The 25,061-nt window shown below is 64.6% G+C and carries 24 protein-coding genes; 8 read left to right on the top strand and 16 right to left on the bottom strand.

Going from position 1 to position 25,061, the window contains the following annotated elements:
- Window positions 1–49: 49 nt before the first annotated feature.
- Complete coding sequence (gene argS / locus AB4099_RS19365) at window positions 50–1,816, bottom strand: arginine--tRNA ligase (RefSeq protein ID WP_441479256.1); 1,767 nt, start codon at window positions 1,814–1,816, stop codon at window positions 50–52.
- Between the two features lie 46 nt (window positions 1,817–1,862).
- Complete coding sequence (locus tag AB4099_RS19360; RefSeq protein WP_441479255.1) at window positions 1,863–3,098, bottom strand: deoxyguanosinetriphosphate triphosphohydrolase; 1,236 nt, start codon at window positions 3,096–3,098, stop codon at window positions 1,863–1,865.
- A gap of 86 nt (window positions 3,099–3,184) precedes the next feature.
- On the opposite strand from AB4099_RS19360, the gene AB4099_RS19355 reads away from it, so the two are divergent.
- The 5 genes from AB4099_RS19355 to AB4099_RS19335 all read left to right on the top strand — a co-directional run bounded on the left by AB4099_RS19355 (window position 3,185) and on the right by AB4099_RS19335 (window position 8,161).
- Window positions 3,185–3,535, top strand: coding sequence for a HesB/IscA family protein (locus AB4099_RS19355; RefSeq protein ID WP_113515760.1), 351 nt, complete (start codon window positions 3,185–3,187; stop codon window positions 3,533–3,535).
- A 203-nt stretch (window positions 3,536–3,738) separates the two neighbouring features.
- Window positions 3,739–5,271 (top strand): sensor histidine kinase, encoded by a 1,533-nt coding sequence (locus AB4099_RS19350; RefSeq protein ID WP_441479254.1) that lies wholly within the window; start codon window positions 3,739–3,741, stop codon window positions 5,269–5,271.
- The gene (locus AB4099_RS19345; RefSeq protein WP_441479253.1) at window positions 5,264–6,010 is read left to right on the top strand and encodes a response regulator; all 747 of its coding nucleotides are present in this window, start codon (window positions 5,264–5,266) and stop codon (window positions 6,008–6,010) included. The genes AB4099_RS19350 and AB4099_RS19345 overlap by 8 nt, the downstream gene beginning before the upstream one ends.
- Window positions 6,011–6,164: 154 nt before the next feature.
- Window positions 6,165–6,737, top strand: a complete 573-nt coding sequence (locus AB4099_RS19340; RefSeq protein WP_441479432.1) for a TRAP transporter small permease subunit — start codon at window positions 6,165–6,167, stop codon at window positions 6,735–6,737.
- A complete protein-coding gene (locus AB4099_RS19335; RefSeq protein ID WP_441479252.1) occupies window positions 6,734–8,161 on the top strand; it encodes a TRAP transporter large permease in 1,428 nt (475 codons plus the stop codon). Before AB4099_RS19340 ends, AB4099_RS19335 begins: the two co-directional genes overlap by 4 nt.
- Window positions 8,162–8,354: 193 nt before the next feature.
- Here the strand turns inward: AB4099_RS19335 and AB4099_RS19330 are convergent, their stop codons facing one another.
- Together AB4099_RS19330 and AB4099_RS19325 are read right to left on the bottom strand one after the other, a co-directional pair.
- The gene (locus AB4099_RS19330; protein WP_113515934.1) at window positions 8,355–8,969 is read right to left on the bottom strand and encodes a cold-shock protein; all 615 of its coding nucleotides are present in this window, start codon (window positions 8,967–8,969) and stop codon (window positions 8,355–8,357) included.
- 138 nt (window positions 8,970–9,107) lie between these two features.
- Window positions 9,108–9,863, bottom strand: a complete 756-nt coding sequence (locus AB4099_RS19325) for an SIR2 family NAD-dependent protein deacylase (RefSeq protein ID WP_113515756.1) — start codon at window positions 9,861–9,863, stop codon at window positions 9,108–9,110.
- Window positions 9,864–9,964: 101 nt separating this feature from the next.
- Here AB4099_RS19325 and AB4099_RS19320 point away from each other — a divergent pair, with 101 nt between their 5' ends.
- Window positions 9,965–11,149, top strand: coding sequence for an aminotransferase (locus AB4099_RS19320; RefSeq protein ID WP_441479251.1), 1,185 nt, complete (start codon window positions 9,965–9,967; stop codon window positions 11,147–11,149).
- Between the two features lie 63 nt (window positions 11,150–11,212).
- Here AB4099_RS19320 and AB4099_RS19315 read toward each other — a convergent pair whose 3' ends face one another.
- The 4 genes from AB4099_RS19315 to AB4099_RS19300 form a co-directional block, all read right to left on the bottom strand.
- Window positions 11,213–11,605 (bottom strand): hypothetical protein, encoded by a 393-nt coding sequence (locus AB4099_RS19315; protein WP_441479250.1) that lies wholly within the window; start codon window positions 11,603–11,605, stop codon window positions 11,213–11,215.
- A 77-nt stretch (window positions 11,606–11,682) separates the two neighbouring features.
- Window positions 11,683–13,212, bottom strand: coding sequence for a UxaA family hydrolase (locus tag AB4099_RS19310; RefSeq protein ID WP_441479249.1), 1,530 nt, complete (start codon window positions 13,210–13,212; stop codon window positions 11,683–11,685).
- A gap of 131 nt (window positions 13,213–13,343) precedes the next feature.
- The gene (locus AB4099_RS19305; protein WP_441479248.1) at window positions 13,344–14,678 is read right to left on the bottom strand and encodes a cytochrome c peroxidase; all 1,335 of its coding nucleotides are present in this window, start codon (window positions 14,676–14,678) and stop codon (window positions 13,344–13,346) included.
- Window positions 14,679–14,687: 9 nt separating this feature from the next.
- Entirely contained in the window at window positions 14,688–15,554 is an 867-nt protein-coding gene (locus tag AB4099_RS19300) for a hypothetical protein (protein ID WP_441479247.1), read from the bottom strand.
- 247 nt (window positions 15,555–15,801) lie between these two features.
- On the opposite strand from AB4099_RS19300, the gene AB4099_RS19295 reads away from it, so the two are divergent.
- Window positions 15,802–16,461 carry a Fe2+-dependent dioxygenase gene (locus AB4099_RS19295; protein WP_441479246.1) on the top strand — a complete coding sequence of 220 codons (660 nt, stop codon included), beginning with the start codon at window positions 15,802–15,804 and terminating at the stop codon, window positions 16,459–16,461.
- Here the strand turns inward: AB4099_RS19295 and AB4099_RS19290 are convergent, their stop codons facing one another.
- The 3 genes from AB4099_RS19290 to AB4099_RS19280 all read right to left on the bottom strand — a co-directional run bounded on the left by AB4099_RS19290 (window position 16,462) and on the right by AB4099_RS19280 (window position 18,956).
- Window positions 16,462–17,013 carry a gluconokinase gene (locus AB4099_RS19290; protein ID WP_441479245.1) on the bottom strand — a complete coding sequence of 184 codons (552 nt, stop codon included), beginning with the start codon at window positions 17,011–17,013 and terminating at the stop codon, window positions 16,462–16,464. It lies immediately after the preceding gene.
- A 5-nt stretch (window positions 17,014–17,018) separates the two neighbouring features.
- Entirely contained in the window at window positions 17,019–18,002 is a 984-nt protein-coding gene (gene gnd, locus AB4099_RS19285; RefSeq protein ID WP_441479244.1) for a phosphogluconate dehydrogenase (NAD(+)-dependent, decarboxylating), read from the bottom strand.
- A gap of 90 nt (window positions 18,003–18,092) precedes the next feature.
- Window positions 18,093–18,956 carry an AraC family transcriptional regulator gene (locus AB4099_RS19280; protein WP_441479243.1) on the bottom strand — a complete coding sequence of 288 codons (864 nt, stop codon included), beginning with the start codon at window positions 18,954–18,956 and terminating at the stop codon, window positions 18,093–18,095.
- Between AB4099_RS19280 and AB4099_RS19275 the strand changes: the two genes are divergently transcribed.
- The gene (locus AB4099_RS19275; RefSeq protein WP_441479242.1) at window positions 18,955–19,365 is read left to right on the top strand and encodes a DUF2000 family protein; all 411 of its coding nucleotides are present in this window, start codon (window positions 18,955–18,957) and stop codon (window positions 19,363–19,365) included. The genes AB4099_RS19280 and AB4099_RS19275 overlap by 2 nt on opposite strands.
- Here the strand turns inward: AB4099_RS19275 and urtE are convergent.
- The 5 genes from urtE to urtA all read right to left on the bottom strand — a co-directional run bounded on the left by urtE (window position 19,356) and on the right by urtA (window position 25,051).
- Window positions 19,356–20,051: an urea ABC transporter ATP-binding subunit UrtE gene (gene urtE, locus AB4099_RS19270; protein WP_441479241.1), complete on the bottom strand. Its 696-nt coding sequence runs from the start codon at window positions 20,049–20,051 to the stop codon at window positions 19,356–19,358. The two genes, AB4099_RS19275 and urtE, sit on opposite strands and share 10 nt — an antisense overlap.
- Before the next feature lie 61 nt (window positions 20,052–20,112).
- Window positions 20,113–20,874 (bottom strand): urea ABC transporter ATP-binding protein UrtD, encoded by a 762-nt coding sequence (urtD, locus tag AB4099_RS19265; RefSeq protein WP_441479240.1) that lies wholly within the window; start codon window positions 20,872–20,874, stop codon window positions 20,113–20,115.
- Between the two features lie 5 nt (window positions 20,875–20,879).
- Window positions 20,880–22,022 (bottom strand): urea ABC transporter permease subunit UrtC, encoded by a 1,143-nt coding sequence (urtC, locus tag AB4099_RS19260; RefSeq protein WP_441479239.1) that lies wholly within the window; start codon window positions 22,020–22,022, stop codon window positions 20,880–20,882.
- Window positions 22,019–23,635: an urea ABC transporter permease subunit UrtB gene (urtB, locus tag AB4099_RS19255; protein ID WP_441479238.1), complete on the bottom strand. Its 1,617-nt coding sequence runs from the start codon at window positions 23,633–23,635 to the stop codon at window positions 22,019–22,021. The genes urtC and urtB overlap by 4 nt, the downstream gene beginning before the upstream one ends.
- Before the next feature lie 159 nt (window positions 23,636–23,794).
- Window positions 23,795–25,051, bottom strand: coding sequence for an urea ABC transporter substrate-binding protein (urtA, locus tag AB4099_RS19250; protein WP_441479431.1), 1,257 nt, complete (start codon window positions 25,049–25,051; stop codon window positions 23,795–23,797).
- Between the last annotated feature and the right edge of the window lie 10 nt (window positions 25,052–25,061).

Here is a 25,061-nt window from a genome sequence, read left to right as displayed (position 1 = left end):
ACGCAAGGTCAATCTGACCGACTTTGCGCGCCGCCGGCGATCCTGGCCGTCAACGCATTTCTTCCGGCGCCGCAACCCCGACGACAGCCAGACCGGAGGCAAGGACGCTGCGCACCGCATGCACGAACGCCAGTCTTGCTACCGTGGATTCTCGATCAGTTTGATTAACGAACCGTAATTGCGGCGAGTCTTTGCCCTTGTTCCAGAGGGAGTGGAACGCGCTCGCCAGCTCATGCACGAAAAAGGCCACGCGATGCGGCTCATGTGCGCTGGCCGCTGCATCGATCATTCTTGGATAGGCAGCGATCATCTTGATGATGCCGATCTCCGCCTCGTCGGTCAGGCGCGACAGGTCCGCCTGCGCCAGAACGGTGGGTGACAGATCGATGCCGGGGAACGCCTCGCGTGCCTGCCGGAAGATCGAAGCGCAGCGTGCATGGGCATATTGGACATAGAAGACGGGATTGTCCTTCGACTGCTCGACGACCTTGGCGAGATCGAAATCGAGCGTCGCATCGTTCTTGCGGAAGATCATCATGAAGCGCACCGCATCGCGGCCGACTTCGTCGATGACTTCGCGCAGCGTCACGAAATCCCCGGAGCGCTTCGACATGCGCACCTGCTCGCCATTGCGCAGCAGCCGCACGAGCTGGCAGAGCTTGACGTCGAGCGAGCCCTCGCCATGCGTCACCGCCTTCACCGCGGCCGCCATGCGCTTGACATAGCCGCCATGGTCGGCGCCCCAGACATCGATCATCTCTGCGAAGCCGCGGACGAATTTCGAGCGATGATAAGCGATGTCGTTGGCGAAATAGGTGTAGCTGCCGTCCGACTTGAGCAGCGGCCGGTCGACATCGTCGCCAAACAGCGTGGCCCGGAACAGGGTCTGCTCCCGGTCTTCCCAGTCCTCGTCCTTCTGCCCCTTGGGCGGCGGCAAGCGGCCTTCGTAGATCAGGTCGCGCGATCGCAGATCCTCGATCGTCTCGCGCACGGCATCGATATTGCCGTCGACCGCCTGAAGCGAGCGCTCCGAGAAGAAGACGTCGTGGACGACGCCGAGCGCAGCGAGATCGTCCCGGATCATCGCCATCATGCCGTCGATCGCGGCAGCGCGCACCGCCACCAGCCATGCGGACTCGGGCTTGCCACGCAGGCTCTCGCCATAAGTCTTGGCCAGGCTCTCGCCGACCGACTTGAGATAGTCGCCAGGGTAGAGCCCTTCCGGGATCGCGCCGATCTCCTCGCCCAGCGCCTCGCGGTAGCGCAGGAAGGCAGAGCGGGCGAGCACATCGACCTGCGCGCCGGCATCGTTGATGTAGTACTCGCGGCTGACCGCGTGGCCGGCAAAGGCGAGCAGGCTCGACAAGGCATCGCCAAAGACCGCGCCGCGGCCGTGGCCGACATGCATCGGTCCGGTCGGGTTGGCCGAGACATATTCGACATTGATCTTCGGATCGGGCCGGAGCGCACCGCGGCCGTGATCCAGTCCGGCCTCGATCGCGGATTTGAGAATCCCCGTGAAGACGGCCGGCTGCAGCGTCAGATTGATAAAGCCCGGCCCTGCGATCTCGGCCTTCGCCACGTCCGGATCACGTGCGAGTTCCTCGACCAGCAAGGCTGCCAGGGCGCGGGGGTTGGTGCCGGCCTCCTTGGCGAGCACCATCGCGGCATTGATCGCAAGATCGCCATGGGCCGGGTCCCGCGTCGGCTCGACGACGACGCGGGCGAAGGACAGCCCGGCAGGGATGTCGCCGCGATCGGCAAGCTGCGTCAGGGCGCGGCTGATGCGCGCGGAAAAGGTCTCGAACAGGTTCATTGCGACCGCAAACATACGAAAACCGGAAGGAAGGAGTGCGCCGGGCCTATCGCAGCGACGGGGTCGCGTCAAACAGGCGGCGATGCTCGTCGAGCGCGTACCAGTCGGTCATGCCGGCAATATAGTCGGCAATCCGACGGGCCTTGCGGGGCTCGTCGAGCTCCGTCATCCCAGCCGCCCAGTCGGGCGGCATCGCCTGCGGCGCCGCAGCAAAGCGCGTGAAAAGGTCGCGCACCACATCGGCCGCCTGCTGGCGAATGCCCCCAACCCGTGGGTGCCGATACATATTGGGATAGAGGAAAGCCTTGATCTGGCGATCGGCCGTCGTGATCGTCTCCGAGAAGGCGACAACCGGTGCTCCCGCCCGGCGGATTGCATCGGCGTCAGCTGGCGCCAGCGCGGCGATGAGCTGCTCGGAGCGCCCGATCACATCCTCGACGAAGCGCGTGATCACCCGGCGCACCAGCTCGTTCGTGGCGCGGGACGTCTCGAGGCCAGGATGCAGCCGCTCGATCTCATCGAGCAGGTCCGCGAGGAACGGCACGACGCGAAGGTCCGCATGCCCGAACAGCCCCGCCCGCAAGCCATCATCGATGTCATGGGCGTTATAGGCGATGTCATCGGCGAGCGCGGCGACCTGCGCCTCCGCAGAGGCATGGCTGTCCAGCCAGAGATCCTGCCGCTCCTGGTATTCGACGATCGCCGCCGGGATGCCGGTCTTCGTATAGCGGGCGGTCGGCTCGCCGTCGGCGCCGATCAGCGGGCCGTTATGCTTGACCAGCCCTTCCAGCGTCTCCCAGCTGAGGTTGAGCCCGTCGAAACCGGCGTAGCGATGCTCGAGCCGAGCGACGATTCGCAGCGTCTGGGCGTTGTGATCGAACCCACCGAACTTGTGCATGCAGGCATCGAGGGCATCCTCCCCGGTATGCCCGAACGGCGTGTGGCCGAGGTCATGCGCCAGCGCCAGCGCCTCGGCCAGATCCTCGTCGAGACCAAGTGCGCGGGCGAGTGCACGCGCAATCTGCGCCACCTCGATCGTATGCGTCAGACGGGTGCGATAATGATCGCCTTCATGCGACACAAAGACTTGCGTCTTGTGCTTCAAGCGGCGGAAGGCCGTGGAATGGATGATCCGGTCGCGATCGCGCTGGAAATGGCTGCGCGTCGGCGACGCCGGCTCCGCGATCAGGCGGCCGCGGCTCTGGCTCGAACGACAGGCGTAGATCGCACGCCAGCGATCGCCGGGCTCGCGGTCGGGAGAAAGGCTCTGTGGCTGCGGCATGGCGGACCTATCGACGCCCCCTGCTTGTACAGGCGCTGCGGCGCAATTACCTTTGCAGACAACAAAGGTGCAAGGAGCATCTGCTTATGTCGACCGATCTTCAGGTCAATCCGCGTGGCATCGCCGTCACCGGCAAGGCCGCGAATCGCATTCTCGCGGTGATGGCGAAGGAGCCGCCCGGCTCGATGCTGCGCGTCAGCGTCGCCGGAGGCGGCTGCTCCGGCTTCCAGTACATCTTCGATGTCGACCGCGAGAAGGCTCCCGGCGACCTCGTGATCGAGCGCGACGGCGCAACCGTCCTGATCGACGAGACCTCGCTCGACCTGCTCGAAGGCTGTACGATCGATTTCGTCGACGATCTGGTCGGCCAGTCTTTCAAGATCACCAATCCGAACGCGACCAGCTCCTGCGGCTGCGGGACGTCGTTTGCGCTCTAGCAGGTCGGGATAGGCTTGGCCTGAGGAAGGTCCGCGCCTGAATCTGTTTCCCGCCGCCGTATCCTTTCGGTAGCCGGTGCGGCTTCATGCCGTACGGCGACCAAGCCGACGGGACGGGCCGCCAGAACAAATTCATCTTGCTCAGCTATCGACCCGCGACCTTTGATGGCAGGTAGAAACCTACCGAAGAGCGCTGGCGCGACGTGAACGAGGCATCTTCGACACTGATCTATGTGAAGGCTGCAGGCCTGGTCGCCGCGGCGACGGGGCTTGCCGCCGCTATCGTCGCCCTGACACCTTTGGAGAGTGTCTCGGCCATCTACATGCTGCCGGTTCTTGCTGCCGCAGTGCGATATGGCACGGGGCCGGCGGTGCTCGCGGCGGGACTCGGGACCCTGATGTCCACGCTGTTCTATCCGCCGATCTTCAGCGTTCTGGTCGTTCGTCCCCCGCAGCTCATCGATCTCGGCATTTCGCTGGCCGTGGCCCTGACGATGGGGCGACTGGCTGGCAGGGTGCGAGCGGACATGTTGCGAGCGCGGGACGATGAAAGGCGGGTGCGGCAACTGTACGGCCTCAGCAGCGACATTGCCGGCGCGAGCGACGTGGAGGCGATCTATGGGATCGTCGCCGCCCATATAACCGATGCGTTGGAGCGGCCCGTGGCACTGTTCGTGGGCTCGGACGGCCGCAGCGTACGCGCGGTGCATTCGCTCTTCGCGCATGATGTGACACGGTCGCTCGCAACCGAGGTCGAGACATTCACAGGACGCAGTGTCGAGGCGTCCGGCACAGCGACCGACGTCGTCCGCCTCGCGGATCAGAGCCACTGGCTCCTCTGCCATCTCGGAGACCCGCACCACCAGCAGGCAACCCTGGCCGTGCCCCTGGAGAAGGATCAGGAGCCCACGCAGGAAATCACTGACCAGGCACGCTCGATCCTCGCCGAGGGAGCCAAATCGCTCAACCGGCTGGGGCTGTCCCGTGCGCTGGAAGAACGGCGGCTACGCCAGCGCACGGATGCGCTGCGGGATATTCTGATGGAATCGGTGTCGCACGAGTTGCGAACGCCAATCGCCAGCGTTCTCGGTTCGGCGAGCGTCCTGTCTGTCGCCCCACAGGTTGCATCGGAGCCAGGGCTGCTGGGCCTGTCCCAACTGATCGCGAGCGAGGCGAAGCGCCTCGACCTGCGCATTCAGAACCTGTTAGACGTGACGCGTATCCGCTCAGGCGCGCTGCAGCCTCGTTTCGACAGCATCGACCCCGCCGATATCATCAATGCCGCGCTGGACAGCGCAGCCGAGCGGCTCCGGGACCGGAGAATCGTGCGAAGCTTCGGAGGTGATTTGCCGCTCGTGCGCGTCGATGCCGTTCTGGTCGAGCAGGCCTTGATCAATATCCTGGAGAATGCCGCCAAATTTGCGACTGCGGGTTCGTCGATTGCGATATCCGCCAGTCTGGACGTCGGTCGTCTCGCGATCGATATCCGTGACGAGGGCCCCGGCTTGGACGCACGAGAGGCGCAGCAGATTTTCGAGCGCTTCTATCGCGGCGAACGCCACGCCGACATCGCCGAAGGAAGCGGGCTCGGGCTGACGATCGCAAAGATCTTCATCGAAGCGAATGGTGGCAGCGTTTCCGCCCTGAGCGGGGGGCCAGGGAGAGGCACCACGATGCGTATCGTCCTGCCGGCCCCTCCCTCCGCACCGGATTATGCGAGAATAGACGATGACTGACAGCCCACAGGCAACCCTTCAGCCGCTGGTGCTGATCGTCGATGATGAGCCACAGATCCGGCGTTTCCTGAGGGCCGGGTTCGAGATGCAGTCCTTCCGCGTGGTTGAGGCCGAAACCGCGCGTCAGGCCATCGATCTTGCCGTCATGCGTACCCCTGACCTGATCGTGCTCGACCTCGGGCTCCCCGATGCCGACGGGGCCACAGTGCTCGATACTCTGAGGTCCTGGTCGCAATCGGCGATCATCGTGTTGTCGGTTCGCAACGCGGAATCCGAGAAGGTTGCGCTATTGGAGAAGGGCGCCGACGACTACATCGTCAAGCCGTTCGGCATGGCCGAGCTCCTGGCCCGGGCACGCGTCGTACTCCGTCGTATCGCCTCCCGCGCGGCTCCTGAGCCGGTCCTGTGCATCGGCAGCCTGTCGATCGACCTCGTGCAGAGGATCGTCAGCCGCGATGGCGGCGCCATCACCTTGTCGCCCAAGCAGTTCGCCCTGCTGCGCGCGCTCGCCGGGCATCACGGCAAGGTCCTGACTCATCGTCAGCTGATCAAGGAACTCTGGCCCCAGAACCCCGACGAGGACGTGCAGTATCTGCGCATCCTGATGAAGAAGCTCCGCAACCGGATTGAGCCAGATCCGGCCCGGCCAATCTTTGTCGTGACCGAGCTGGCGATCGGCTATCGCCTGCGCACGCAGGAGCAGCTCGATGCATCTGGCTATGCCGAGGTTATGCGATAGGCCCTGCCGCGATATGGAACGACTAAGCCCGTAGCTGCTAGCTCCAAAAGTAACCGGACCAGCGCCCTTCCTGCGCCATCTGGAGTGCAACGTAGCTTCAGCGCGAGGTCGGTTGATGTTCAAGCTGTGGTTGGCTCTTGCCACGGTCGGCAGCATGGCTGCTTCCGTCTGGGTGGCTTGGACCTTTTGCCGACAGCTCTTGCCGCTCGCCCGGTTCATCGATGCCATCGGCGAATATCTCGGCGTTGTTGCGAGCTGGCTGGTTCTGCTCGCCTGCCTGGTCAGCGCCGGAAACGCAACGATCCGCTATCTGATTTCGAACAGCTCAAACGCCTGGCTCGAACTGCAATGGTACATGTTCGGCGGCATGGTGCTGCTTGGCGCGGCCTATACGCTGAAGGTCAACGAGCATGTTCGCGTCGACCTGATCTACGGCATGGTCTCGGACCGCACCCGGCACTGGATCGACCTGCTCGGGGGCGCCGTGTTCCTGATGCCGATGTGCCTGATCATGATCTGGTTCACCTGGCCGTGGTTCTGGCAGTCCTGGGCCCTGAATGAATCCTCGAACAATGCGGGCGGCCTTGTTCGCTGGCCGATCAAGCTCCTCCTGCCGGTCGGCTTCGGCCTGATCCTGCTCCAGGGCATTTCCGAGATGATCAAGCGGGCTGCTGCCCTGCGCGGCTTCCATCAGCACGAATACGCATACGAAAAGCCGCTCCAATGATCGATGTGATCCGCAGCAATCTGGGCCCGATGATGTTCGGGGGCCTGGTGGTGTTCTTGCTCATCGGTTATCCCGCGGCATTCTCGCTCGCGGCCGTTGGATTGTTCTTCGGCTTAATCGCCATCGAGATGGGCGTGATCGACCAGTCCTATATGGGCAATCTGACCTTCCAGCTGTTCTCGATCATCTCGAACGACCTGCTGCTGTCGATCCCGTTCTTCACCTTCATGGGTGCGGTGCTGGAACGGTGCGGCCTGGCCGAAGACCTGCTCGATTCCGTCGGACAGCTCTTCGGCAAGATCCGCGGCGGCCTGTCCTACGCCGTCATTTTCGTCGGGGCCATCCTGGGCGCGATCACGGGCACCGTGGCTGCCTCGGTCATCGCGATGGGCGTGATCTCACTACCGGTGATGATGCGCTACGGCTACAACATGCAGCATGCCACCGGCGTCATCGCCGCCTCCGGCACGATCACCCAGCTCATTCCGCCCTCGCTCGTCCTGGTCGTCCTGGCCGACGTGATGGGCAAGTCTGTGGGTGACATGTATGCTGGCGCCATTGGCCCCAGCATCGTGCAGGTCGTGCTTTTCTGCATCTGGGTCATGATTCTCAGCATCATCAGGCCGGAGCAGGTTCCGGCCCTCCCACCGGAAGCGCGCACGCTCAAGGGCTGGCCGTTGGCCTGGAAATGCATCCGCGGCATCGTGCCCTCGGCGGCCCTGATCTTCCTCGTGCTCGGCACGATCTTCCTCGGCTTGGCCACGCCGACGGAAGCCGGCGCGATGGGTGCCGTCGGCGCGCTGATCCTGGCCGCAATGTACCGCACCCTGACCTGGAAGCTGACCTATCAGGCAATGTCGTCGACGATGCGCATCACCGCGATGGTCGCCTTCATCCTGATCGGCGCCCGCGTCTTCAGCCTCGTGTTCCAGGGAGTTGGCGGCGGCAAGTGGATCGAGCACATGCTGACCGGGTTGCCCGGCGGTCAGATCGGCTTCCTGTCGTTCTCGATGGTGTTCGTGTTCTTCATCGCGTTCTTCCTCGATTTCTTCGAGATCGCCTTCATCATCATCCCGCTGCTGACGCCCGCCGCCGAAAAGCTCGACATCAACCTGATCTGGTTCGGCCTGCTGATCTGCGCCAACATTCAGACCAGCTTCATGCATCCGCCCTTTGGCTTCGCGCTGTTCTACTTGCGGGGGATCGCCCCTCCCGAGGTCAAGAGCCGGGATATCTATCTCGGCTCCATTCCATGGATCGTCCTGCAGCTCATCCTCGTCGGGCTCATGATCGCCTTCCCGGGGATGGTGACCTATTGGCTGGACAAGCCCGTGATCATGGACCCGGCAGCGGTGGAAAGGCAGCTCGACAGCATGCCGAAATTCGACCAGCTCGATCTCCCGCTTTTCCCTCAGAAGAATTAGGCGCGCAGGGTCTGCTCGCGCCCGGGGCGGCAATTTGTCGATCCACCACAATGTCTGCGAAGGAGAGCGCAGTCGCGGCTCATGGCCCGGAAGCCGCATATGGGCCTCACCGGGTACTTTTCCGGAGTCTCCAACGAGAAAAGGCGCCCCTAAAGGGCGCCCTTTCCTTAATCTGAAATCCGCTTATCGACGCTCAGTGCGAGCTGATCGCGCCGCCCTGCTCCAGCCTGATCTCGGCTGCCATCAGGCCCTTCGGTCCAGGTCCGTAGCGCACCAGGACCGTCTGGCCGGGGATGAGCTCGACAATGCCGTAGCGGCGCAAGGTTTCCATGTGAACGAAGATGTCCGGAGCGCCCTCGCCCTTCGAGACGAAACCGAAGCCGCGCAGGCGATTGAACCACTTCACCACCATGCGCTCGAGCCCGCTCGTTGGAGCAACCGAGACATTGGTGCGTGCCAGTGGCATCTCCGCTGGATGGCGCCCGGCCGAGGTGTCGATCGACATCACGCGCACCGCCTGACGTCCGCGCGCCTTCTCGATCGCCTCCAGAACGATGCGGGCCCCTTCGGCGATGGCGTTGAAGCCGTCGCGCTTCAGGATCGTGACATGGACGAGCACATCGGCGCCGCCATCCTCGGGGACCACGAAACCGTAGCCCTTGCTGACGTCGAACCACTTGACGTAGCCGACGACTTCGACGCTTCCGTCGTGATCGAAGCCTTCGCCTCCGTCCAGCCGCATGATGCGGTTGAGTGATTGAATCGGACCGACCGGTGGCCGCCCGCTCTCACCGAACTCGTCGGACATGTCCCGCTCATCTCCGCGCGAACTGTTTGATTCGTGCCCATACGATACCATCGGTTCGAAGGCGCGATACAGCCGGCTTGGCGTCATCCACATCATCGCGATGGACACCGCGGCAGATTGGCAACGCTTTTGGCGCGCTCAGCCTGCCAGCCGGCCAAGCGCAGGGCCGATCTCGGCCCGCACCACGAGATCCGCGATCGCGTCGGGCTCCGTCGGTTCGCGATTGATGATCACGAGCTTCGCTCCATTGCGCTTGGCGATCACCGGGAACGTCGCCGCCGGAAACACCACGAGCGACGAGCCCGCGACGAGAAAGAGATCAGCCCGCATGGTCAGCGCATGCGCCCGTCGCATCGCCGCTTCCGGCATGGCCTGGCCGAACGAGATCGTCGCCGACTTCACGATGCCGCTGCAGATAATGCAGCGCGGCGGCTCTCCGCTTGCCTCAAAGGCCGGACGGATCGCGGCCAGTTCATGCCGCCAGCCGCAGGTCAGGCAGGTGGCATAGGTGCCGTTGCCGTGCAGTTCGATGATCCTGTCTTCGGGGATGCCGGAATCCTGATGCAGCCCGTCGATATTCTGCGTGATCACCCCGGGAGAGCGGCCCTGGGCCACCAGATTGGCGAGTGCCCTGTGGCCGCGATTGGGCATCGCACCGGCAAAATGATCATCCATCGCGAACTTGCGCCGCCAGGCTTCGACGCGCGCCTCGCGACTGGCAACGAAAGCGTCGAACGGGATCGGCCTGTGGATCATCCAGGGCGAGCCGGGCGAACGGAAGTCCGGCACGCCGGATTCGGTCGAGATCCCGGCTCCGGTAAAACTGACGATCACCGCCGCGCGGTCGAGCAGCGCATGGAGTTCGTCGATCGCGTCGTTGGTCTCGTCCTGCATGGGCCCGCTCGGTCCGCCTTCGCTGCTGCCTATATGAGCGCTGCCCCGTGCTGCAGCCAACCCGATTGACGAGACGCCGGACGCGCCTCAAAGCTGCCGTCATGCTCCAGACTGTCCGCCCCACGCTGAACCCCGACCTTCTCGACACCGGCACGCCGCCGATCCCGCAGGCGCAGGGCTGGGCTCGTTCCTATGACGGCCGCTCCGGCCCGCTGATCGATCTTTCGCAGGCCGTGCCAGGCTCGCCACCGCCCATGCCCCTGCTGCAGCGCCTTGGCGAGGCCGCCGCCCTGCCCGATCTGACACGCTATGGTGCGATCACCGGTGATCTTTCGCTGCGTGAAGCCTATGCCGCCGAGATCGGCAGGATTTATGGCACGCCATTTGCGGCGACCGAGATCGCCATCACCTCCGGCTGCAATCAGGCCTATGTCGTGACCATGATGGCGCTCGCCCGGGCAGGCGACAATGTGCTGCTGCCGACGCCCTGGTACTTCAATCACGAGATGACGCTGACCATGCTCGGCGTCGAGGCCCGCCCGCTCCCCTGCGATCCGGCTTGCGGCTTCGTTCCCGATGCCGAGCAGGCGGAAAGCCTGATCGATGCAAAGACCCGCGCGATCGTACTGGTGACGCCCAACAATCCGACCGGCTCGGTCTATCCGCCCGAGACCATTGCGGCCTTTGCCGCGCTCTGCGCGAGGCGCGGAATCTGGCTCGTCATCGACGAGACCTATCGCGACTTCCTGCCAGCCGGAGTGAAGGCGCCGCATGAGATCTTCGCCACAAACGGCTGGCGGGATTCCGTGATCGGCCTCTACAGCTTCTCAAAGGCCTATGCCGTGCCAGGCTGGCGCCTTGGCGCCATCACCGCCGGAGAGGCTGTCTTAGCACAGATCGGCAAGGTGCTGGACTGCGTCCAGATCAGCCCCGTGCGGGCCGGCCAGCAGGCGGCTGCCTGGGGCATCGACGGCATTCGCGACTGGCGCGAGACCAACCGTGCCGAGATCAATGCGAGAGCCGGCGCCTTCCGTGCCGCGATGGCGCCGCTAAACGGCTGGCAGGTGCTCGCAGCCGGAGCCTATTTCGCCTATGTCGCGCATCCATTCGCGGACGTGCCCGCGGCGGAGGTGGTACGGGCCCTGGTCGGGGAGCGTGGCGTACTCGCCCTGCCCGGCCCCTATTTCGGCCCCGGGCAGGAACAGCATCTGCGCATCGCCATCGCCAATGTCGGCATGGAACGGATCAACGAGATCGGCGAACGGCTCGCGGGCTTTACGCTCTGAATGAAACTCGGAGGTGATCCCGGGCGGCCAATGGGCGACCGGGACGACCATTGGCCAGAACCCTTACCGAAGCAGGGCGGCGTAGCGCTCGCGATAGGCGTAGACCAGCAGACCACCACTGACGATCAGGAGGAGCGCGACCGGCAGGCCCTCCGGATTGATGGCGAGGTGGAACAGCACGATCACGGCCATCACCGGCGCAATCAATGCAAGCCCCAGGGCCGGCACGATATTGAGAAGCAGGCTAAGCGCCCCGACAAGATTGACGCTCTTCAGAAAGGGCCAGAAGAAGCCGGAATTCTGCAGAGCGAGCTCGAATTCCATGCCCTTCGGAGAAGTCGGCGGATGGATCAGATGACTCCCCGTCGCCAGGAACCAGAAACCGTCGACTGCGCTGACCAGGAAGATCAGGCCGAGCAGAAGCCGCGGCACGGTGACAAGCAGGAGGTGCTTCATGAGAGCGCCCCCCAGCGCTTTCGTCTTGGACAGCGCGGCCGATGGAACCGCGCTCCCCTCCTGTCAAACGACTGCGATCACATCGTCGCGCCGATCTGCCAGGGCACGAACTCGGCATCGCCATAGCCAAGCTGCTCGGATTTGGAGCGCTCGCCGGACGCAACGCGCAGTAGCGTCTCGAAAATCTCGCGGCCCTTCTCCTCCAGCGTCACGCCATCGAGGATGTCGCCGCAATTGATATCCATGTCGTCGATCATCTTCTCGTAGATCGGCGTATTGGTGGCGAGCTTGACCGACGGTGTCGGCTTGCAGCCATAGGCCGAGCCACGCCCCGTGGTGAAGGCGAGGATATTGGCGCCTCCCGCGACCTGCCCCGTCGCGGCGACCGGGTCATAGCCAGGGGTGTCCATGTAGACAAAGCCCTTCGATTTCACCGGCTCGGCATAGTGATAGACGGCCGCGAGCGTCTTGGTTCCGCCCTTTGCCGCCGCGCCCAGCGACTTCTCCAGGATCGTGGTGAGCCCGCCCGCCTTGTTACCCGGCGAGGGGTTGTTGTTCATGCTCATCCGGGCGCGCTCCGTGTATTCCTCCCACCACTTGATCACGCCGACGAGCTTCTCGCCGACCTCGCGCGTTGCAGCGCGGCGGGTGAGCAGGTGCTCGGCGCCGTAGATTTCGGGCGTCTCGGACAGGATCGCCGTGCCGCCATGCTCGACCAGGATGTCGACGGCAGCGCCCAACGCCGGATTGGCCGTGATGCCGGAATAGCCATCGGAACCGCCGCATTGCAGGGCAAGCGTCAGCTCCGAGGCAGGCACCGTCTCGCGCACGGCGCGATTGGCGATCGGCAGCATCACCTTCAGCGCCTCGATGCCGGCGGCGACGCTCTTCTTGGTGCCGCCGGTCTCCTGAATCGTCATGGTGCGGAAGATGTCGCTCTCCTCGACGCCATAGGCTTCCTTCATGCGCTTGATCTGAAACCCTTCGCAGCCGAGGCCGACGACCAGCACCGCCGCCATGTTGGGGTTGCAGGCATAGCCCCAAGTCGTGCGCTTCAGCACCTCGAAGCTCTCGCCATTGTAGTCGATGCCACAGCCAGTGCCGTGGGTCAGCGCAATGACGCCATCGACATGGGGGTAATCGGCCAGAATGCCCGAGCGCTTGACCTCCTCGGCCATGAAGCGCGCGACCGAGGCCGAGCAGTTCACGGAAGTGAGGATGCCGACATAGTTGCGCGTGCCAGCCCCACCGCCCTTGCGACGAAACCCCTCGAAGGTCGCCTGCTGCTCGACCGGCAGCACGAATTCAGGCTTCGCCTCGGCGCAGAAATCATAGTCGCGCTCGAAGGCATGGAAACCGGTATTATGCTCGTGCACCCATTCGCCAGCCGGGATGTCGACAGTGGCAAAGCCGATGATCTGGCCGAATTTGCGGATCGGCTCGTCCTTGGCAATGGGGGCCAGTGCGACCTTGTGGCCGCGCGGAATGCGCTTCAGGGCGACGACCCCCGCTGCGGTGACGCCTGCATCGATCGGATCGACCGCGACCGCGACATTGTCGGCGGCATTGAGCTTCAGCGTACGCGGCGGCAAAACCTTGTCGAGCATGAGAGGAACCGTCTGCTTGGGGGTGGCGACCCTGGGCCGCGCTCGTCCAAGACATGCGCCTGTCCGGCGCTTTTTTCAATCGGTTGAAAGTAAGCCCGGCCTTGCATGCGACGCCTGATCGTCGGACCGGCCTATCGCTCGACCGAAACACTGAGCTGCATGGTCGGGTGGATGCCGCAATAGAGCTCATAAGTGCCAGCCCGCGTGAACGGGATCGTCACCGACTGGCCAGGCTCCTGCGCTCCGGAGTTGAACGGCTTTGGACCGGTGTCCAGCCGCACATTATGAGTGCGGACATCGTCATTGTTGATCGTCAGGCTCTGGCCGGCATGCAGCCCAACGGACGAGGGCTGGAACATCTTGTCCTTCTGCGAGATCGTTGTGCCCAGGCTCGCAACCGCCGACGCAGCAGGCCGGGAGGCATTGAGGGCCGAAACCGGCGCAGGCGGGCTTTCGCTGGACAGCGTCGCCAGGAAGGCCAACAGGGCCGCGCGCTCCTCAAACGTCAGCCCGATCGACCTGATATCCGGCGAGAGGCTCGGCCGCTGCACGACACCATGCTCATAGTGATCGAGCACGGCATCCAGCGTCGGCAGCGAGCCATCATGCATATAGGGTGCGGTCCAGGCCAGCTCCCGCAGCGACGGCGTCTGGAACGCATGATCGGCTGCTCTCAGATCGATGATCTTGCCGCGCCCGAGATCGCTCCCCGGCATACCGACATCGTGAAAGGCACGATCGGTGAAAGCCCAGCTGGAATGGCAATTGCTGCAGCCGGCCCTGCCGGTGAAGAGTGCAAAGCCCGCCTGTTCCTCGCTGGTGAGGGCGGTTCCGTCGCCTTCGACCCAGGCATCGAAACGCGTCGGTGGCGAGACCAGGCTTCGGACATAGGTCGCAAGCGACGCACTGATCTGGTCCGGCCCGATGCCTCGGCTACCGGGAAACGCGCTGGCGAAGGCCTTGCGATAGTCCAGCATGCGCGCGAGTTTGCCGGCGATGCGGGGCAACGTCTCGGCCATCTCCAGCGGGTTCTCGATCGGGCCGTGCACCTGCTCCTCGATCGTGCGCGCCCGCCCGTCCCAGAAAAAGCCTGCGCCCCAGGCGAGATTCCACAGATGCGGCGTATGCCGGACCAGCGGCACCCGCGCCACGCCCTTCCCGATCGCAACGCCATCGGTGAATCCGAGCGCCGGGTCATGGCAGGTCGCGCAGGAGACCGTGCCGTTCGAGGACAGGGTCGGATCGCCGAACAGGCGCCGCCCAAGTTCAAGCTTGGCGGGGGTGAGCGGGTTCGAGGCAGGGAACGGCACGGCACTGGGACGCCGATAGCTCGCACGCGCAGCCGTCAGCCCTGCGTCCGTGGCGGACTGGGCGGGCTCCACCGCCTGCGAGCCACCGATCAGCGCGAGCGCGGCAGTGGTCGCGCCGGCAAGAAAGGCGTTCAACAGGGAGGCCGACCGGGCCATCGCCATGCCTCAGCGTAGGAAATTCCCGGCCTGGAGCTCGACCCGAGCGATATCGCCGAGCACGGCACTGGTATCCTTGACCGGCCTTTTCGGTGCGACCGCCGTCGGCCACGCCTTCTTGAGTTCGACGAGCGCAGCCTGCAATTCCTTGAAGGCAGCCGCATCCTTGGCGGCAAGCTCGCTGGTAACCGCATCGATCATCGCGGCTGAATGCCAGACGAAGCCGCGCGAGTCCTGATACTCGACCGCCTTGGCGATGCGGCCCTTCTCGATGGCATTGCCATATTCGTCGGCGGCGACCTTCAGGGTCTCGAGCGCGGTCTCGACCGAGAAGCGCGGCCAGTTCTTCTCGGCCTCCCGGAGCCCGGCATCAGCCTCGGCGAGGCGCTCCTGCACCAGCTTCAGCGCGCCGTCATAGGCATCCTTCTTCCTGGCCTTGACGGTTTGTGCCAGCGCCTTCAGCGCCGCCTCGAAGGGACGGATCTTGTAGGTTGCGAGATCGTTCTTGATGCCACCATAGATTTCTTCAGCCGGGTGCAGGAAGTGCGGCAGCGCCTCACCGAAGCGCCCATCCTTGACCAGTTCGTCGCCAACCAGGAGATGGCCCCGGATCAGGGCGATCGAACGCGCAAATGTGAGGTTGGGCGCCAACGCGTCGGCTTTGCCGCCTTCGCCCCCCTCTCCACCTTCGCCGCCCTGCCCCTTGGCCGGCGTTACCTTCACTGGAGCGCCATGAGCATGCTGGGCAATGTCGAAGGAGCCACTCACATGCAGGGCCGGAGCGGCGGAGGTCTCTGCGAGACCATCCGCTGCCACGCCTGCTCCCGCAGCGATCACCGTGCCGAGACCGATCCACAGCTTGCTCGACGTCTTCATCATGTCATCCGGGGTTGGCCGACAGGCGGTGCTGTCACGCAGGGCCTGGCAGGCATCCCACGTAAGATCACGGCCTCTCGAATGAACCCGAAAACTGACCCCGTCAAGCAACTGCATTGCCGCAAAAGACGATTACATCGATTCTAAACTGGATATAAAGGTAATGACCCTAGTAATCCCCTGATGCCAGGCTATTTTCTGCCCCGACGCAGACTGTAGCTGCGCCCTTCAGCCAGCGAGAACCTCCATGATCCTTCCGATCGGCAATATCCTGACACAAGCCGAGATCGAAGACGTCCGTGCCGCGTTGGCCTCGCTGCGCTTCGAGGATGGTGGCAGGACCGCGGGCTGGAATGCGAAGCTGGTCAAGAACAACCGGCAGGCGGCCCCGGGCGGGTGCGCTGATGCGCTCGAGGCGCTCCTTGCAGAGCGCATTCTCGCCAATGAGGTCTTCGTGGCCGCCGTCCGCCCCAAGGCCCTGACGCCGCTGCTCTTCAGCCGCTACGAGCCCGGCCATGCCTATGGCAGCCATGTCGACGACGCCCTGATGGGTGGCATGCGCACCGATGTCTCGTTCACCCTCTTCCTGGCCGACCCCGCGACTTATGAAGGCGGCGAGTTGGTGATCGAGACCACCTCCGGAAATGAGGCATTCAAGCTGGCGGCCGGTTCGCTCATCGCCTACCCCTCGACTTCGCTGCACCATGTCGCACCCGTCACGAAGGGCGAACGGATCGCTGCCGTCGGCTGGGCTCGCAGCTTCATCCGCGGCGCAAGCCAGCGCGAGATCCTGTTCGATCTCGACCGGTCCCGCCGCGCACTGTTCAGCCGCGAGGGCAAGACGCCCGAGTTCGACCTGATCTCGAAATCGGTCGCGAACCTCACCCGCATGTGGGCGCAGGACTGACTAGCGGGTGCCGGCGCCCGGTGTCCCCATCGCCGCCAGGCCAGCAAGCGTCTCATCGACGATCGCATCCTTGGCCAGCTCCACCGACACGACCAGCGGGCGCTCATCCGCCCCGGGCTCTTCCAGAGCCGCGAACTGGCTGTCGAGCAGCGCCGGCGGCATGAAATGGTGCTGGCGCGCCGCCATGCGCTGGCCGATCAATTCGCGCGAGCCCTTGAGATAGACCAGCGCGACATCCGGCCGGTCGCCGATGATGACGCGGCGATAGGCCCGTTTCAGTGCCGAACAGGTGACGATTCCGTTCTTGCCGGTCGCGCGCAGCTCGTCGATCCAGGCCGCGATCGCCGCCAGCCAGGGCTTGCGGTCCTCATCGTTCAACGGTGTACCGCTCGACATCTTGGCGACGTTCTCGGGCGGGTGGAAGGAATCCGCATCACGAAACGGCCAGCCCAATCGCTCGGCCAGACGCTCGCCGAGCGAGGTCTTGCCGGAGCTGGCGACGCCCATGACGACGATGACGGCCGGCATCTGCCCATGCGGGAAAGCGCTCATGACGCTCACGACTTCTTCGGCTCGACATGCCCGCCGAACCCGGCGCGCATCGCCGAGAGCACCTTCTCGGCGAAAGTGTGGTCCTTGCGCGAACGGAAGCGGGTGTAGAGCGAGGAGGTCAGCACCTCGGCCGGCGTCGCGGTCTCCACCGCGGCCTGCACCGTCCAGCGCCCCTCGCCCGAATCCGAGACATGACCGGTATAGGCAGACAGCTCCTCGTCGGCGGCCAGTGCCTCGGCCGTGAGATCGAGCAGCCAGGAGGTCACGACCGAACCACGCCGCCAGACCTCGGCAATCTCCGCGACATCGAAATCGAAGCCGTATTCAGGCGGCAAACCGTCCTTGGCCGAGGCATTGCGCAACAGGTCGAAGCCTTCAGCGAAGGCCTGCATCATGCCGTACTCGATGCCGTTATGGACCATTTTGACGAAATGGCCGGCACCGACCGGGCCGCAATGCAGATAGCCCTGTTCGGATGCCGGGTTGCGACCTTCGCGGTGCCGGCTCTCTGGAATGTCGCCCTTGCCAGGGGCCAGCGCCTTGAAGATCGGCTCCAGACGGTCAAAGCCCGCCTTGTCGCCACCGACCATAAGGCAATAGCCGCGCTCCAGCCCGTGCACGCCGCCGCTGGTGCCGATATCGAGATAATGCAACCCCTTCGCCGCGAGCTCCTGCCCGCGCCGGACATCGTCCTTCCAGAAGGCGTTGCCGCCATCGATCAGCGTGTCGCCCCGCTGGACGAGGGCAGAGAGCTCGCTAAGCGTCGCCTCGGTGATCTCGCCGGCCGGCAGCATCACCCAGATAGCCCGCGGCGCCCTCAGCTTCGCGACGAGATCGGCGAGATCTGCGGCAACCACCGCGCCTTCGCCTGCCAGTGCCGCGCCGGGCTTGGGATCACGGTCGTAAACCACGCATTCGTGCCCGGCCTTCATCAGCCGGCGGACGATATTGGCTCCCATGCGGCCGAGGCCGATCATTCCAAGCTGCATAGCAAAGGCTCCTGCCGGGGATCCTGAACCGGCTTTGGGAGCGCTTCATGCCTTGTGCGGCGGGTTGGAGCAAGCGGAACCAAGCCGGGCTCAGCCACGCTGCAGCGCCCGCCAGCGCCCGGGCGGCACGCCATAGGCGCGGCGAAACTGGCGGGTCAGGTGGCTCTGGTCGGCAAAGCCGCAGGCCGTCGCCACCTCGACGAGCGAGGTGGCGCCGAGCAGGAGCCTGCGCGCCTGCTGAAGCCGGCGCATCACGAGATAGTTATACGGGCTGGTGCCGAAACAGGCACGAAAATGCCGGGCCAGCGTGAAGCGATCGAGGCCGGCAACGGCTTCGAGTTCGCGGGAAGCAACCACCTCGTCGCGATGGGCGTCGAGATATTGGCGGGCTCGCTCAGCGGCAGGCCGGTCAAGCAGATGTCCCGTCGGCCGGCCGGCCGATGGATCGAGCGCGAGCAACGCTTCGGCGAGCGGCAGCAGGATATCCTCGGCGGCGATCTCGTCGAGCGGTGCATCGAGATCGCGCAAGGCATGGGCTACGGCGCGAACCAGCCGCGCATCCTGCGAGACCGCTGTCGAAACGAAGGGCAAGGCGCAGCCCTGCGCTCCTAACGCCTCCTGGATCAGCCGCGGCTCGACATAGAGCATGCGGTAGCGGAACCCCTCCGGAATCCCGGCGCGCCCGTTATGGATCTCGTCGGGATGCAGCACGATCGCATGCCCGCTCAGGCTGTCGCACCGGCTACCGCGGTACTCGAAGCTCTGCACCCCGGATAGCGTCAGCCCGAACGCATAGGTGTCATGGCGATGCGGATCATAGGCAAAGCCGCGGAAGAACGCCTCCATCCGCTCGATGCCGTCTATGCCCGAGCCCGTGCGCACCCAGTCGGCGCCCTCCGGCCCGCACGATCGTTCAAGACGAGCCTTCCCGGCTTCGGTTAGCGATTGGGTCATGCGTTACGATACCAAGATCGCCATCGTGGTACGCGAGAATCTCGCTCCCTGGCAAAAACTCAATGTTGCGAGCTTCCTGGCGGGAGGGCTGGTCGGGGCCTCCCCCGAACTCGCGGGCGAAGCCTATCGCGACGGCTCCGGCCGCTTCTACGGTCCTCTGATCCGTCAACCCGTCCTGGTCTTCGCGGCGGCGGGCGAGCAGTTGAAGCAGGTTCTGGACCGCGCCCGTGTCCGTGGCGTGCGCCCGCATCTCTATACCAGCGAGCTGTTCACGACCGGCAACGATAGCGACAACCGGGCCGCCGTCGCTGCCGTGCCGACCGAAGCGCTCGATCTCGTCGGGTTGGCGCTCCACGCCGAACGCAAGGAAATCGACAAGATCGTCAAGGGCTTGCCCCTTCACACCTGAATCAATCTCTGAACCTGCGCTCCGTCGAGTTCGCCCATCGCACCCGACAGCACGATCTCGCCGCGATCCATCACGAACATCGTGTCGGCGAGGTCGCGCGCGAAGTCGAAATATTGCTCGACCAGCACGATCGCCATGTCGCCGCGCTGGCGCAGATAGTCGATCGCACGGCCGATATCCTTGATGATCGAGGGCTGGATACCCTCGGTCGGTTCGTCGAGCACCAGCAGTTTGGGTCGGGTGACCAGCGCCCGCGCGATGGCGAGTTGCTGTTGCTGGCCTCCCGAGAGGTCTCCGCCGCGTCGTCCCAGCATGGACTTGAGCACGGGGAATAGGTCGAACAGGTCATCCGGGATGAAGCGGCTGCGGCGTGGCAGCGGCGCGAACCCGGTTTCGAGGTTTTCCTTGACGCTCAGCAGCGGAAAGATCTCGCGCCCCTGGGGCACGAAGCCGATGCCGGCCCGCGCCCGATCCTCGCTGCGCAAGCCCGAGATGTCCTCGCCCGCAAAGCTGATGCGCCCGCCGCTGATCGGCTGCTGGCCGACGATGGCGCGCATCAACGAGGTCTTGCCGACGCCGTTGCGGCCCATGACGCAGGTCACCTTGCCGGGCTCGGCTGCGATCGAAACCCGGCGCAGGGCCTGCGCCGCGCCGTAATGCAGGTCGATGGCTTCGACGTTCAGCATCGTCCCATGTCCAGCCGCTTCGCCTGATCGAACAACCGGCTCCCGTATTTCCCGATCATGCTCACCGTCCCAGATAGACTTCGACGACGCGCTCATTGGCGCTGACCTGATCGAGCGGCCCTTCGGCCAGCACCGCACCTTCGTGCAGCACAGTGACCTTGACGCCGAGTTCGCGGATGAACCCCATGTCGTGCTCGACCACGATCACCGAATGGTCCCTGGCGATCTCCTTGAGCAGCACCGCCGTTGCGGCCGTCTCGCCATCGGTCATACCCGCCGCCGGCTCGTCGACGAGCAACAGCTTTGGGTCCTGAGCCAGGAGCATGCCGATCTCGAGCCACTGCTTCTGGCCGTGCGAGAGTGAACCGGCAAGACGGCTGCGCGCATCCCCCAATTTGATGATGCCGAGAATATCGTCGATGCGCTTCTGGTCGGTTGCCCCCGTCTTCCAGAACAGGGTTCTGGCCACCGTGCGCTGCGACTTCAGCGCCAGCAGGATGTTGTCCTCGATGGTGTGGAAGTCGAACACCGTCGGCTTCTGGAACTTGCGGCCGATGCCGAGATTGGCGATTGCGGCCTCGTCGAGCCTGGTCAGGTCGACCGAGCCGCCGAACATCACCGTCCCCTCGTCCGGCCTGGTCTTGCCGGTAATGATATCCATCATCGTTGTCTTGCCGGCGCCGTTGGGCCCGATGATCGCGCGCATCTCGCCCGGCGCGATCACCAGCGAAAGCCCGCGGATCGCCTTGAAGCCGTCGAAGGAGACGCTGACGCCGTCGAGATAGAGCAGTGAAGAGGTGAGCGCGGCATGGGCCGGGATCATGCGCGTCACTCCGCCGGAGCCGGTTCGGCCAGCGGGGCCGCCGGCTCGCGCTTGCGCCGCCTGCCCCACCAATCCTGCGCCGTGCCGAGAATGCCCTTTGGCATGAACAGGGTGACGAAGACGAAGAGCGCACCGAGCGCGAAAAGCCAGTAGGGCGCCATGAAGCCGGAGGTGAAGACCGTCTTGGCGTAGTTCACCACAACCGCGCCCAGCGCCGCGCCGACCAACGTGCCGCGCCCCCCGACTGCGGCCCAGATCACGGTCTCGATCGAATTGGCCGGAGCAAATTCGCTGGGATTGATGATGCCGACCTGCGGCACGTAGAGCGCGCCTGCGACGCCAGCCATGCAAGCCGAGACGGTGAAGACGAAGAGCTTGAAGCGGTCGACCCGGTAGCCGAGGAAGCGCGTGCGCGATTCCGCGTCGCGGATCGCGATGACGACCTTGCCGAGCTTGGAATCGACAATTCCGCGCGCGATCAGGAAGCCGGCGATCAGCATCACGCAGGTCATCGCGAACAGCGCCGCGCGCGTCGCCTGCGCCTGCACGTTGAAGCCCAGGATGTCCTTGAAGTCGGTCAGCCCGTTATTGCCTCCGAAGCCCATGTCGTTCCGGAAGAAGGCAAGCAGCAGCGCATAGGTCAGCGCCTGGGTGATGATCGAGAGATAAACACCGGTGACGCGGGAGCGGAAGGCGAACCAGCCGAAGACGAAGGCGAGCAGCCCCGGCACCAGCAGCACCATCAGCATGGCGAAGGGGAAGGAGGAGAAGCCGTACCAGTACCAGGGCAATTCGTGCCAGTTCAGGAAGACCATGAAGTCGGGCAGGACCGGATTGCCGTAGACGCCGCGCGAGCCGATCTGGCGCATCAGATACATGCCCATCGCGTAGCCGCCGAGCGCGAAGAAGGCGCCGTGGCCAAGCGAGAGAATGCCGCAATAGCCCCAGACCAGGTCGAGCGAGATCGCGAGCAGCGCATAGCAGAGGTATTTGCCCCAGAGCGACATGGTCGAGGTCGGGACATGAAGGACCGAGTTCTCCGGCAGCAGCAGATTGGCGAGCGGCACCAGCACCGCCAGAGCAGCCAGAAGCCCGAGAAAAGTGAGGCCGCGACTTCCGATGCCCTGGATGAGAAAGCGGGTGATCATGCCTCCACCGCCCGGCCCTTCAGCGCAAACAGGCCGCGCGGGCGCTTCTGGATGAACAGGATGATGAAGACGAGCAGTGCGATCTTGCCGAGCACCGCGCCAGCATAGGGCTCGAGCAGCTTGTTTGCGACGCCGAGCGTCATCGCGGCGACGAGCGTGCCCCAGAGATTGCCGACGCCGCCGAAGACGACGACCATGAACGAGTCGATGATGTAGCCTTGGCCGAGATTGGGGCTGACATTGTCGATCTGCGAGAGCGCGACGCCGGCCAGTCCCGCCACGCCCGAGCCGAGCCCAAAGGTCAACGCATCGATGCGGCCGGTGCGAATGCCCATGGCCGCCGCCATTCGCCTGTTCTGCGTCACCGCGCGCATCTGCAACCCCATCGGCGTGAGCTTCAGGATCGCCAGGAGTGCCGCGAAGACGAGCCCAGCGAAGACGATGATCCAGAGCCGGTTCCAGGTGATCGCGAGCCCGCCGAGCTCGAAGACACCAGCCATGAAGGCCGGCGCCCCGACCTCGCGATTGGTCGGACCAAAGACGGTGCGTACCGCCTGCTGCAGGATGAGGCTGATGCCCCAGGTTGCGAGCAGCGTCTCCAGCGGCCGTCCATAGAGGAAGCGGATGACGCCGCGCTCGATCGCGATGCCGACCAGCCCCGCGACGAGAAAGGCCGCCGGCAGCGCAATGGCGAGCGAATAATCGAACAGGCCTGGCAAACGGGCGCGGATCACCTCCTGGACCACGAATGTGGTATAGGCGCCGAGCATCACCATCTCGCCATGGGCCATGTTGATCACGCCCATCACGCCGAAGGTGATGGCAAGCCCGATCGCGGCGAGCAGCAGGACCGAGCCGAGCGAAAGCCCGTACCAGAGGTTCTGCGCCGCGCGCCACAGGGCGAGCTTGCCCTCGATCTCGGAGATCGCCCGCACCTGCGCCTCCTTCAGCGGCTGCGATACGTCGCCCGGCAGGGAGCGCAAGGTCGCCAATGCATCCTGGTCGCCGCGCTCGCGCAGCACATCGATCGCCCCGAGTCGGTCGACGGGTTGCGCATCGGCCCTGCTGATCAGGATCGCGGCCTGCGCCTGGCGCAGCGCGATCCTCGCCCGATTGTCGGTCTCCTTGGCGATGGCGCCCTCCAGGACCGGCAGCACCGAGGCGTCGCGCGATTTGAACACCGCCTCGGCGGCGGCGGCGCGCCGGGCCGGATCGGGATTGAGCAGGCCAAGCCCACCCAGCGCCGCCTGAATCACGCGCCTGACATTGTTGTTCAGCCTGACAGCGCTGACGCCCGCCGGATCGGCAGGAAGCGGTTGGCCCGTCCGCGCGTCGCTGAAACCGCCGGTCTTGGCCTTGATCGCAACCGCTCCGCCGCCGGCGAGCAACCGCCCCTCGGCGAGCGCCTCGATGATCGCGGCCGCGTTCGGATGAGCGGTCTGGACGAGAATCTCGACCGCCCGCGCCGTGTCGGAAAAGCTGTCTGCACCCAGCCGGGTAAAAGCCTCGTCGGCGCTCTGGGCGAAGGCGGCCCCAGGCACGAGCACGAGTGCCGTTGCGAGCATGATGATGCGCAGCAGTCTGGACAGGAGAAGCATCGGCTCGCTCTTCATGAGGCGCTCAGATCGGGACCTCAGCCCTCATCCCAGGAGCCGCGCAGGCGGTATCCCGAGGATGCGCGCTGTCTTGCTTGCGAGAGCCGCGACAGGTCGCGGCCGAATGCGAAGGGCGGCCGGGCGTTGTTCGCCCGTGCCGCCCCTCCCCTCATGACCTCACGCGCCGCCGCACTTACCGGTCTTGATGTTGAAATTGCCGCATTTCTTCTCGACCCAGTCACCGACCAGGTCCTTGGAGCCATCGAGTTCCTTCGACCAGGCGTCACCGGGCACGAGGCCGGTCTTCGAGACCACGTCGAACTGGCCATCGGCCTTGATCTCGCCGATCAGGACGGGCTTGGTGATGTGGTGGTTCGGAAGCATCGTGGAGACCCCGCCGGTCAGGTTCGGCGCCTCGATGCCGGGCAGTGCATCGATGACCTTGGCCGGATCGGTCGACTTGGCCTTCTCGACCGCTTTCACCCACATGGCGAAGCCGATGACATGGGCCTCCATCGGATCGTTGGTGACCGCTTTGTCGTTCTTCTTGAAGGCCTTCCACTGCTTGATGAAGGCGTCATTCTCCGGGGTCTTCACCGACTGGAAGTAATTCCAGGCGGCGAGATGGCCGACCAGCGGCTTGGTGTCGATGCCTGCAAGCTCTTCTTCGCCGACCGAGAAGGCCACGACGGGAATGTCGGTCGCCTTGATGCCCTGGTTGCCGAGTTCCTTGTAGAACGGCACGTTGGCGTCGCCGTTGATGGTCGAGACCACCGCGGTCTTCTTGCCGGCCGAGCCGAATTTCTTGATGTCCGAGACGATCGTCTGCCAGTCGGCATGGCCGAACGGCGTGTAGTTGATCATGATGTCCTCGGCTTTGACGCCCTTGGACTTCAGATACGCCTCAAGGATCTTGTTGGTCGTGCGCGGGTAGACGTAGTCGGTGCCGGCGAGCACCCAGCGCTCGACCTTCTCTTCCTTGGCAAGGTAATCGACGGCCGGGATCGCCTGCTGGTTCGGCGCGGCGCCAGTGTAGAATACGTTGCGCTCACTCTCCTCGCCCTCGTACTGCACGGGATAGAACAGGATCGAGTTCAACTCCTTGAAGACCGGCAAAACCGATTTACGCGACACCGAGGTCCAGCAGCCGAAAACGGCGGCGACCTTGTCCTTGTTGATCAGCTCGCGCGCCTTCTCAGCGAAGAGCGGCCAGTTCGAGGCTGGATCGACCACGACGGCCTCGAGCTTCTTGCCGAGCACGCCGCCCTTCTTGTTCTGCTCCTCGATGAGCATGAGCATGACGTCCTTCAACGTCGTCTCGGAGATCGCCATCGTGCCCGAGAGCGAGTGGAGGATGCCGACCTTGATGGTCTCCTGCGCGGCGACAGGCAGGAGCGACCCCGGGAATGTTGCGCCCGCCAGTGCGGCGCCCAATACGACGCGA

Origin of the sequence: Allobosea sp. 2KB_26, from assembly GCF_052115715.1 — a bacterium.
In the GTDB taxonomy this organism is placed as follows: Bacteria; Pseudomonadota; Alphaproteobacteria; order Rhizobiales; family Beijerinckiaceae; genus Allobosea.
The sequence above is the reverse complement of the archived record's forward strand: the minus strand, read 5'-3'. Positions and strand labels throughout refer to the sequence as shown.

Excerpts from the sequence above, each read along its gene's own strand:
- argS (WP_441479256.1), bottom strand. The coding sequence starts at position 1,816 with ATGAACCTGTTCGAGACCTTTTCCGCGCGCATCAGCCGCGCCCTGACG.
- AB4099_RS19360 (WP_441479255.1), bottom strand. The coding sequence starts at position 3,098 with ATGCCGCAGCCACAGAGCCTTTCTCCCGACCGCGAGCCCGGCGATCGC.
- AB4099_RS19355 (WP_113515760.1), top strand. The coding sequence starts at position 3,185 with ATGTCGACCGATCTTCAGGTCAATCCGCGTGGCATCGCCGTCACCGGC.
- AB4099_RS19345 (WP_441479253.1), top strand. The coding sequence starts at position 5,264 with ATGACTGACAGCCCACAGGCAACCCTTCAGCCGCTGGTGCTGATCGTC.
- AB4099_RS19340 (WP_441479432.1), top strand. The coding sequence starts at position 6,165 with ATGGCTGCTTCCGTCTGGGTGGCTTGGACCTTTTGCCGACAGCTCTTG.
- AB4099_RS19335 (WP_441479252.1), top strand. The coding sequence starts at position 6,734 with ATGATCGATGTGATCCGCAGCAATCTGGGCCCGATGATGTTCGGGGGC.
- AB4099_RS19330 (WP_113515934.1), bottom strand. The coding sequence starts at position 8,969 with ATGTCCGACGAGTTCGGTGAGAGCGGGCGGCCACCGGTCGGTCCGATT.
- AB4099_RS19325 (WP_113515756.1), bottom strand. The coding sequence starts at position 9,863 with ATGCAGGACGAGACCAACGACGCGATCGACGAACTCCATGCGCTGCTC.
- AB4099_RS19320 (WP_441479251.1), top strand. The coding sequence starts at position 9,965 with ATGCTCCAGACTGTCCGCCCCACGCTGAACCCCGACCTTCTCGACACC.
- AB4099_RS19315 (WP_441479250.1), bottom strand. The coding sequence starts at position 11,605 with ATGAAGCACCTCCTGCTTGTCACCGTGCCGCGGCTTCTGCTCGGCCTG.
- AB4099_RS19310 (WP_441479249.1), bottom strand. The coding sequence starts at position 13,212 with ATGCTCGACAAGGTTTTGCCGCCGCGTACGCTGAAGCTCAATGCCGCC.
- AB4099_RS19305 (WP_441479248.1), bottom strand. The coding sequence starts at position 14,678 with ATGGCCCGGTCGGCCTCCCTGTTGAACGCCTTTCTTGCCGGCGCGACC.
- AB4099_RS19300 (WP_441479247.1), bottom strand. The coding sequence starts at position 15,554 with ATGAAGACGTCGAGCAAGCTGTGGATCGGTCTCGGCACGGTGATCGCT.
- AB4099_RS19295 (WP_441479246.1), top strand. The coding sequence starts at position 15,802 with ATGATCCTTCCGATCGGCAATATCCTGACACAAGCCGAGATCGAAGAC.
- AB4099_RS19290 (WP_441479245.1), bottom strand. The coding sequence starts at position 17,013 with ATGAGCGCTTTCCCGCATGGGCAGATGCCGGCCGTCATCGTCGTCATG.
- gnd (WP_441479244.1), bottom strand. The coding sequence starts at position 18,002 with ATGCAGCTTGGAATGATCGGCCTCGGCCGCATGGGAGCCAATATCGTC.
- AB4099_RS19275 (WP_441479242.1), top strand. The coding sequence starts at position 18,955 with ATGCGTTACGATACCAAGATCGCCATCGTGGTACGCGAGAATCTCGCT.
- AB4099_RS19280 (WP_441479243.1), bottom strand. The coding sequence starts at position 18,956 with ATGACCCAATCGCTAACCGAAGCCGGGAAGGCTCGTCTTGAACGATCG.
- urtE (WP_441479241.1), bottom strand. The coding sequence starts at position 20,051 with ATGCTGAACGTCGAAGCCATCGACCTGCATTACGGCGCGGCGCAGGCC.
- urtD (WP_441479240.1), bottom strand. The coding sequence starts at position 20,874 with ATGATCCCGGCCCATGCCGCGCTCACCTCTTCACTGCTCTATCTCGAC.
- urtC (WP_441479239.1), bottom strand. The coding sequence starts at position 22,022 with ATGATCACCCGCTTTCTCATCCAGGGCATCGGAAGTCGCGGCCTCACT.
- urtB (WP_441479238.1), bottom strand. The coding sequence starts at position 23,635 with ATGAAGAGCGAGCCGATGCTTCTCCTGTCCAGACTGCTGCGCATCATC.